Here is a 9,004-nt window from a genome sequence, read left to right on the forward strand (position 1 = left end):
AATGTCCGCGAAAGTCGATAACTTGGCAACCAACTCGGTGGCGCGAGCGTCCGTTGTACTCCGGAAGCGGCCATGGCAGTGTGAGCAGTCCGAACGGCAGTTGTGGGTCGACCGCGGACAGTCGGGGCCGCCTCCTCGCGCTGCAGTCGGCGGCCCTACTTGTATAGCGAATCTATACACTATACAATACCGCCATGATCAAATCGTCCGAGCACAAAGGCCTGAAGGCGTTTTTCGAGACGGGCAGCAAGGCAGGCATCCAAACCGACCACGCGTCGAAGCTACGTCGCCAATTGGCTCATCTCGACGAGGCGCGATCGGCGCAGGATATGAACGTGCCGGGCTGGAAACTGCATCCGCTGCACGGCGATCTCGCGGGACACTTCGCCGTTTCCGTCAATGGAAACTGGCGTATGACGTTTCGATTCGAGGGCACGGACGCCGTTCTCGTTGACTACCAGGACTACCACTGAGGTTTTGATGACCCGTATGCACAATCCGCCGCACCCCGGCGAAACGCTTCGCGAGGACGTTCTCCCTGCGCTTGGACTGACCGTGACCGCCGCCGCCCAGCAGCTGGGCGTCACGCGCGCGGCGCTCTCGCGGGTTCTCAACGGACGCGCTGGGATCTCGCCGGAGATGGCGCTACGCATCGAAGGTTGGTTGGGCGTCGATCGTGGCGGCCGCGCTGATCTATGGGTCGCACAGCAGGCCGCTTACGACTTATGGCAGGTCCGCTCGCACGGCGCACCGCGCGTTGAGCGTGCACACGAGGTGGAGGTTGCGTGATTCCCGTGCGCTGTCAGGGATCGCGACGCTGCTTGAGCGCTGCCTGCGTCGGTTTTTCCCTGAGAACTGCCTGCCGGAATGGGAGCAGGAAATTGCGGTCGACGCTCAGCGTAACCCGCAAGGCAGGAACGACGTCACTCGGCTCGACCTGATGGTTCGGCTGTACATCGACAGGTTCGTTCTGCACGATCGCGGACACAAGACCATCGACGGGCTGGTAGCGACGCATACGCACGATCGCGAGCACTACATGCGCATCGCGTCGGCGCTTCCTTTGTTGCAGATGCTGGCGACCGGCGAAACCGGTATGCTGGTCGCTCCGAAGGCAGACGACTTCGACGATGAGCGCGAGATCTAGGACATCGATAAGGTCATCAAGCAAAAGGCCGTGTTGTACATGGGCCTCGACTCGCTGTCGAACAACATCGTGCAGAAGGCGATTGCCTCGATGGTGCTCTCGGACGTAGCGGCCGTCTGCGGCGCGATCTATAACTTCTACGCGAAGCCGCCGGAGGTCGTTTTGATCATCGACGAAATCGCCGAGGCGATCAACGAGCAGGTCATCCAGATCCTGAACAAGGGCCGCGGCGCCGGCTTCAAAGCGTTCGTCGCGTTCCAGACCTGGGCCGACCTGGAAGCAAAGCTCAGAAACGCAGCAAAAATGCTCCAGGTTTTGGGGAATCTGAATCACCAGATCTACGATTGGAAGACAGCGACACCGCGGCACCGTGACGCAGCGAAAACAGTCCCGTTCGTTACGTAATCGGCAGGTCAGACAGCTGTCGGCCAGTTGGGGCGGTCGTCGTGCCGAGACGGATGCCCGTTGTAAGACTCGAAGCGGCCCTCCAGAGACAACTATGGCATTGCTGCCCAGGAGTCACCCCCCGAGGACTTACCCTCGACGCTGTCAAACTTCTTGACATCGTGAATTTGGCTTCATAAATTCGCTTCGACTGAGCCGTCATTGTTTCTGGCGGCTCCACGGCAACGATGCCGTGCTACATATGAAAGGCTATGCAGCCCCCGAACTTGCGTCCAACGCTGGTTCGGGGGCTTTTTGCTTTTGGGAGAAGAAATGATGACGTTGCAGTACAACCCCACGGAACGTGGCGTCGGAGACTTGGTGGTCGCATGCGTTCAGATGGAACCTCATGTCGGCAGGAAGCACGACAACGTGGCGCAGTGCATCCGGCACATCGAAGCCGCCGCGAATCACGGCGCGTCTTTGATCGTGTTGCCGGAGCTGGCCAATACCGGCTACGTGTTCACCGATCGCACTGAGGCGCTCGCGCTGGCCGAACCGTTGCCGGAAGGGGAAACCGCGAAAATGCTTGCTGAAACGGCGGAGCGTCTTGGCGTCCATATCGTCAGCGGCATCGCCGAGAGGGCAGGCAAGCAACTCTATAACTCAGCCATCCTAACCGGTCCAGCGGGTCACGTCGGCGTCTATCGCAAACTGCATCTCTGGAATAACGAACATCTCTTCTTCGAACCGGGCGATCGTGGCGTTCCGGTGTTCGACACGCCGCTGGGACGAATCGCCATCGCAATCTGCTACGACGGCTGGTTTCCCGAAACATATCGGCTTGCCGCGATGCAAGGTGCGGACATCGTTTGCGTACCGACCAACTGGGTACCGATGCCGGCGCAACCGGACGATCGCCCCGCCATGGCCACGACGCTCACCATGGCGGCCGCACACAGCAACGGCGTGGTGATCGCATGTGCAAACCGCATCGGCATGGAGCGGGGTCAACCGTTCGTCGGCCAGAGCCTCATTGTTGGCGGCAACGGATGGCCGGTCGCGGGCCCGGCCAGTGTCGATCGCGAAGAAATTCTGTATGCCGCAATCGATCTCACGCGCACCCGTTCGGAACGCACGCTGAACGCCTTCAATCACGTCCTGCACGATCGGCGCGCGGACGTGTACGACCCGATGCTGGGCACCGGCTGGCCGACCTCACGCGCATGAGGCATCCGATAGCCCGCCCGTACGAAACACAAGAATTTCATTCGACCACTGTGAGGAAAAAATCCATGACTCCGTTCAATAGAAAAATCCTTGGCGGCGCAGCGGCACTCGTCGCGGCCTGCACCTGCGTGAGTGCGCTCGCTGCCGATCCGATCAGGATCGGCGTAGCGGTGGGGCTGTCCGGCGCCAATAGTGTGGTCGCGCCGGCCGTCGTGCAGTCGTCGCAACTCGCTGTCGACGAAATCAACGCAGCGGGTGGGATCATGGGCCGCCAGGTGCAGCTCGACATTACCGACGACGCATCCGGTGCAGTCGGCGCGCAGAAAGCGTACGACACGCTCGTGTTCCAGAAAAACGTCGACGCGATCATTTCCATGGAAACGAGCGCCGCGCGTAACGCGGCGCTGCCGATCGTGGCGCGCGGCAAGAAGCCGTTCGTGTACACGTCGTTTTATGAAGGCCGTTCGTGCAGTCCGTGGATGTATGTCAACGGCTGGGTGCCTGAGCAGCAGGTCGCGCCGGTGGTCGATTACTTCGCGAAGAGCAAGGGCGTCAAGACCTTCTATCTGGTCGGTAACGACTACGTTTTTGGCCGCGGTATGCTTGGATTCACCAAAAAATACATCGAGGAGCACGGAGGCAAGGTAGTCGGCGAGGAGTACTTGCCGATCGACGGCACCGACTGGACGTCGATTCTTTCCAAGATCCGTGCGGCTCATCCTGATGCGTTGATCAGCGCGACGGCCGGCGGCGCGCCTAACGTGTCGCTTGCCAAACAACTGAAGGGTTCTGGCATGACGTTGCCTTATGGCAACCTGGCGATCGACGAGGGCACGGCGAAGAGCATGGGCGACGTTGCCACGGGCATGTACATGTCGGGCTCCTACCTGACGGGCATCGATACCCCGGGCAACAAGAAATTTCTCGCGGCCATGGACAAGAAATTTGGCAAGGATCTGAAGACGCCGAACGAGTTGTCCGAGCCGCAGTATGAAGCGTTCTTCCTGTACAAGGCCGCAGTCGAAAAAGCGGGCTCAACCGGCGCCGACAAAGTGATCAAGGCGCTGGGCCAGGTGTCGTTCGACGGACCGCGCGGACCGGTGGCCATGAACAGGAGCCGGCACACGCCTCTCGCCATGCGCCTGGGCCAGATACAGGCGGACGGCTCGATCAGGATCTTGGAGACGTTCCCGAACGTGGATCCGGGCGCGCAGTGCCCGAACATCAAGTAGACGCAACTGAAAATACGGCATCCGAGCTGATGCGCATCCGCAGGCGACGCGCAGGCGGATGCGACTGGAGAAGACAATGGTTTTGGCACTCGATATTTTCACAACCGCGGCGGTGCTGTTCATCGTGACCGCAGGGTTAATGGTGATTTTCGGCGTGATGAAAATCGTCAATTTCGCCCACGGTGCGCTGCTGACAATAGGCGCGTACGCGAGCTTCGTCGTGACGCAGCTCAAGCTGAGTCCGTGGCTCGGTCTGCCGCTCGCGGTCGTGGTGGGTACCGTCGTGGGCATGCTCGTCGAGCAGGTGATCGTGCGCCCGCTCTACAAGCGTCCGCTCGACGCGATCCTTGCGACCTGGGGTCTGGGCATCGTGATCGGACAGCTCATCGTAATGGCCTTCGGCCGCGAGGCGCAGTTCGTGGCGACACCGCTCAAAGGAGCCGTCACCATCGGTGGAACCGATTACTCGGCCTATCGTTTGCTACTGATCCCGATCGCGCTGGGTCTGTGCGTCCTCATGACCGCACTTCTCACGGGAACGCGCTTTGGCATCAAGACGCGCGCGGTAATCATGAACGAGGATCTGGCGCGAGGACTCGGCATTCATTCCGGCCGCATCCGTTTTATCACCTTCAGTCTGGGCGCCGCGCTCGGTTCGCTCGCCGGCACGCTCATCACGCCGCTGTCGAGCGTCGACCCCGACATGGGACTGCCGTGGCTGGTGAGCGCGTTCATGCTGGTCATGGTTTCAGGACACTCGATGCTCAGTCTGCTGGTGACGTGCCTCATATTCGGCGCTTGCCAGGTACTGGTCAGCACGTTCGTGAGTCCGGTGCTGGGTGGGTTGACCATCGCCGTACTGGCGGCGCTCACGCTGCGCATTCGTCCCAAGGGGTTCTCTCATGGCTAAAGTCGACGCATCGTCCCATCGAGCCCGAGGTCAAGCTGTGCAAAGCGATGCGCAAGCACACAACCGGCGAACGATTCACGGACGCGGTCTGCTTATGGCCGGAGGCCTGGCTGTCATGCTGCTGGCTGCGGGTCCACTTGTTTTCGGCTCGTATCTGCTCAACGTCCTCATTCAGGCCTTCTTCTTCTCGATCGTGGCCGTGACCGTGGATATCCTGTGGGGATACACCGGGTATCTGACATTCGGGCAATCGGCGTTCTTCGGTCTCGGCGCCTACGCCGCGGGTCTCGTCTTTACGCACGGTGGTTTCTCGGCGGGTTATGTGGTGCTCGCACTGGGGGCGGCGATCACGGTGACAGCCGCCGTGGCCGCATTGCTCGGCTGGCTGTCGTTCTATCGCGGCGCGTCGCCGTTTTTCGCAACGGTGATGTCGCTCGTATTGCCGATCGTTCTCAGCCAGTTGCTGCTCTCCGGCGGCGCGTGGACCGGCTCGAGTTCGGGACTCACGGGCTATGAGACCTTCGATCTTTCGCTGCAGGCCTGGTACTGGCTCGCCGGTGCGGCGCTACTGGCCGTCGCCGCGATCGCGTGGCTATTCGTGCGTAGCGACGGCGGCCGCGTGCTGGCTGCCATTCGCGACAACGAATCACGCTGTTTGTACCTCGGCATCAATACGTCGCTCGTAAAGATCGTCTTGCTGGTTGCAACCGCAGCCATCGCCGGTCTCGCGGGATTCGGCTACGGATCGTTCAGCGGCGTCGTCGCGCCTGAGCTGACCGGGTTTGTCCTTGGCACCCAACTGATCATATGGGTCGCGCTTGGCGGCAGGGGAACGTTATGGGGGCCGGTGATCGGCACGCTTCTGATAAACGTCGGGACCGCCTATCTCAGCGGCAGCATGCCATTCGCGTGGCAACTGATTCTGGGCGCCGCGTTCGTGGCCGTGATCGTGCTGTTGCCGCAAGGTCTGGTGCCGCTGTTGCTAAAGCCACTGCGCCATCTGGCCGGTAACGGCGCCGAACCGGAGCTGGTCGAGCGCGATGTCCGCGCGGCTTATCAACAGGCGCTGTCAGCGCCGGCATTGCAGATGAACGGCGTCGCCAAACATTTTGGCAGCCTGAAAGTACTGCAAGGCATCGACCTGAACGCCAATGGCGGTGAACTGGTTGGCCTCATCGGCCCGAACGGTGCCGGCAAAACGACGCTCATGCGGTGCATAAGCGACGGCGCGGAACGCTCCGCCGGCACGGTTTTGCTTTGTGGCAACGATGTGCGGCAATTGCCGCCGGACCGATGCGTGCATTTCGGGTTGGGGCGCAAGTTCCAGAACGCGAATATCTTCGAGACGCTTACCGTTGCTGAGTGCCTGAGAATCGCGAGCACTATCATCGAGCGGCCATCGCTCCTGCGACGCTCCACTACGCTTGCGCTGCCGCCCTATGCGCTGGAGGTGCTTCGTACCACCCATCTCGATCAGAGGCTGGGTGCCGTGGCGAAGGATCTGTCGCATGGGCAACAGCAGGCGTTGGAACTGGCGATGGTGCTAGCACTTGAGCCACGTATCGTGCTGCTCGACGAGCCCACGGCAGGTTTGACCAAAACGGAGCGCACGCAAATCGGCAATGTGCTCGCCGCATTGGCTCATCAGTATCAGCTTTGCTGTCTGCTGGTGGAACATGACCTCGATTTCGTGGCCGGGATTGCCACGCGCATCGTGGTCCTGCACCAGGGGCGTATCGTAATGCAAGGCAACTTCAACGAAGTAGTCAACTCGGAGCTGGTCAGAACGATTTATGCGGGGACCGCGCAAAGCGCCGCGGCAGGCGAAAACGTCGGACAACAGGAGGAGTCATGAGCCAGATCGCCCTGGAGTTGCAGGACGTGACGAGCGGATACAAGGCTTCGGTCGTGCTGCGCAAGTTGTCGATGACTGTTGCCAACGGCGAGGCCATCGCGCTGCTCGGCAAGAACGGCATGGGCAAGACGACGGTGCTCAAGACAATCATGGGCTATCTGCCGAAGAAAGCCGGCGCGATCCGCGCGCGAGGGCAAGATATCACTCGCATGGCGCCTCACCAGATCGCGCGAGAAGGCATTGCTTACGCACCTCAGGAACATGCGTTGTTTCAGGATCTCACCATCCGCGACAATCTGCGTCTTGGGCTCGAGAAGGCGTCGGCGTTCGACGAACGCTTTGCCGGGATCGAGCCAGTTTTCCCTGTATTCACAAGTCGCCTGAAGCAATTGGCCGGCACCCTTTCCGGCGGCGAACAGAAGATGCTGCTGGTGGCGCGCGCGCTCATGATGCGTCCTTCGCTCATTTTGCTCGACGAGATTACGGAAGGGCTGCAACCGTCCGTGATCGATCGTCTCGCCGAAGCACTGCTATGGGAACGCAGCCAGCACGGCACGACGCTGCTGCTAGTAGAGCAGAATGTTCCGTTCGCGCTGAAGGTTGCCGATCGCTACGCGGTACTCAAGCAAGGTGAGATCCTCGAGCATGGCAACGCGAAGGATGAAACGGCGGTGGCATCGATCTTCCAACACTTGCGTGTGTGACATGCAGGACGACCATGACGATAGGCGGCACATGAAGAACGCAAACTCATTTTATCGACCCTGCTCGGGACTGGACCTGCTCAAGCATACTTGCGGCGACCCCCGCGAGCGGGATCGCGCTGTTCTCGAGTCGCTCGCGCGCATCGAGGAGGTCGAGCCCGAGGTGAGGGCGATGGCGACCGTTGCGCACCGCGAAACGGCGTTGACCGCGGCCGCCGGTGCAAAGGGCCCGCTGGCCGGCATACCGATCGCGGTGAAAGATATCTTCGACACGAGCGGCCTGGTCACCTGCTACGGTTCGCCAATTTACGAAGGCCACCAGCCGAAATCTGATGCCGCGATTGTCACGTTATTGAGGCGTAACGGCGGTATCGTCATCGGCAAGACCGTCACCAGCGAATTCGCCTATATGACCCCGCCGGTGACGCGCAATCCGTGCGACCTGGCGCGTACCCCCGGCGGATCGTCATCCGGCTCGGCCGCTGCGGTGGCAGCCGGCATCGCGCCTTTCGCGATCGGTTCGCAGACCGGCGGCTCAACCATCCGACCCGCTTCGTTTTGCGGCATCGCTGGCTACAAGCCAACACTCGGCATGTTGCCAACCGTCGGCATGAAGTGCTTCTCGTGGTCGTTGGATACGGTCGGCCTGTTTGGCGCCGGTGTGCGTGATGTGGCTTACCTCGCACAGGTCCTGTCGGGCCGGCAACTTGCCCTGAGCGGCGTGAGCGGCAGCCCGGTGTTCGGCGTGCCGGACAGCTACCCATGGGCTGCGCCCTCGATGAACGCGAGTGACGCGCTCGACATGGCGGTGCGCGCCATCGAGCAGGCGGGTGGTCGCGTGCAGCGGGTGCATTTCGCTCCCTGGATGGCCGACGTGGTCGCCGCGCACGACACAATCCAGAGCTATGAAGCGTATCAGGCGTTGGGGTTCGAGTACGATCATCATCGTGGCGATTTATCGCCGCTGCTCGCCGGTTTTCTTGAGCGTGCTGCGAGGGTCGATACGGCAACCTACGCTCAGGCGTTGGTTCTGGCGGAACAGGCCAAAGCCAGGCTTGTCGAACAGTTCGACGGCATCACCGGCTTGCTCACGCCGAGTGCACCTGACGAAGCGCCCGACAGTCTGGCGTCCACGGGCGATCCCGCGTTCAATCGCAATTGGACATTGCTCGGTTGCCCGTGCGTGAATGTGCCGGGATTGCGAGGCACACGAGGCGGCCCGATAGGCGTGCAGGTGATCTGCCGTCCGTGGGACGATGCGCGATGCCTCGACGCTGCCGCGTTCGCCGAGCAGGCGATCGCAGCAGCAGTGGGACGTTTCCCCGCGACCTAGAAGGAGGAAGCGATGCAAGGACGAAGCGAAATGGAGGCAAACGCGCGACAGTCGGCCGATTCGGCAACCGCGGACGATGGATGGCGCATCGGCGTGTTGTACTCGCGCACGGGCGTGACCTCCGCGACCGAGTCGGAGCATTTTTTCGGCACAGCGCTCGCGATTGAGGAAGTCAACGCGGCCGGCGGCGTGGGGGGGCGCCTGCTCGA

Annotated in this window: 9 protein-coding genes and 1 pseudogene; all 10 read left to right on the top strand. The window is 61.4% G+C overall.

Going from position 1 to position 9,004, the window contains the following annotated elements; all coding sequences use genetic code 11:
* Window positions 1–194 precede the first annotated feature (194 nt).
* Window positions 195–473 (top strand): type II toxin-antitoxin system RelE/ParE family toxin, encoded by a 279-nt coding sequence (locus M0954_RS27010; RefSeq protein WP_297356524.1) that lies wholly within the window; start codon window positions 195–197, stop codon window positions 471–473.
* Between the two features lie 7 nt (window positions 474–480).
* Complete coding sequence (locus tag M0954_RS27015) at window positions 481–789, top strand: HigA family addiction module antitoxin (protein WP_297356526.1); 309 nt, start codon at window positions 481–483, stop codon at window positions 787–789.
* Between the two features lie 7 nt (window positions 790–796).
* Window positions 797–1,486, top strand: a pseudogene (locus M0954_RS27020) (TraM recognition domain-containing protein); the annotation flags it as partial.
* A 444-nt stretch (window positions 1,487–1,930) separates the two neighbouring features.
* Window positions 1,931–2,761 carry a nitrilase family protein gene (locus M0954_RS27025; protein WP_297356528.1) on the top strand — a complete coding sequence of 277 codons (831 nt, stop codon included), beginning with the start codon at window positions 1,931–1,933 and terminating at the stop codon, window positions 2,759–2,761.
* A gap of 65 nt (window positions 2,762–2,826) precedes the next feature.
* The gene (locus M0954_RS27030; protein WP_297356530.1) at window positions 2,827–3,993 is read left to right on the top strand and encodes a substrate-binding protein; all 1,167 of its coding nucleotides are present in this window, start codon (window positions 2,827–2,829) and stop codon (window positions 3,991–3,993) included.
* A 76-nt stretch (window positions 3,994–4,069) separates the two neighbouring features.
* On the top strand, window positions 4,070–4,903 hold the full coding sequence (locus M0954_RS27035) for a branched-chain amino acid ABC transporter permease (RefSeq protein WP_297356532.1): 834 nt from the start codon (window positions 4,070–4,072) through the stop codon (window positions 4,901–4,903).
* Window positions 4,896–6,758, top strand: coding sequence for a branched-chain amino acid ABC transporter ATP-binding protein/permease (locus tag M0954_RS27040; protein ID WP_297356533.1), 1,863 nt, complete (start codon window positions 4,896–4,898; stop codon window positions 6,756–6,758). The genes M0954_RS27035 and M0954_RS27040 overlap by 8 nt, the downstream gene beginning before the upstream one ends.
* The gene (locus tag M0954_RS27045; protein ID WP_297356535.1) at window positions 6,755–7,462 is read left to right on the top strand and encodes an ABC transporter ATP-binding protein; all 708 of its coding nucleotides are present in this window, start codon (window positions 6,755–6,757) and stop codon (window positions 7,460–7,462) included. The genes M0954_RS27040 and M0954_RS27045 overlap by 4 nt, the downstream gene beginning before the upstream one ends.
* A 31-nt stretch (window positions 7,463–7,493) precedes the next feature.
* Entirely contained in the window at window positions 7,494–8,795 is a 1,302-nt protein-coding gene (locus tag M0954_RS27050; protein ID WP_297356537.1) for an amidase, read from the top strand.
* Window positions 8,796–8,825: 30 nt separating this feature from the next.
* The coding region (locus M0954_RS27055; protein ID WP_297356539.1) for a transporter substrate-binding protein at window positions 8,826–9,004 on the top strand (179 nt) is incomplete at its 3' end.

This window comes from Paraburkholderia sp. (assembly GCF_026225065.1).
Classification (GTDB): Bacteria; Pseudomonadota; Gammaproteobacteria; order Burkholderiales; family Burkholderiaceae; genus Paraburkholderia.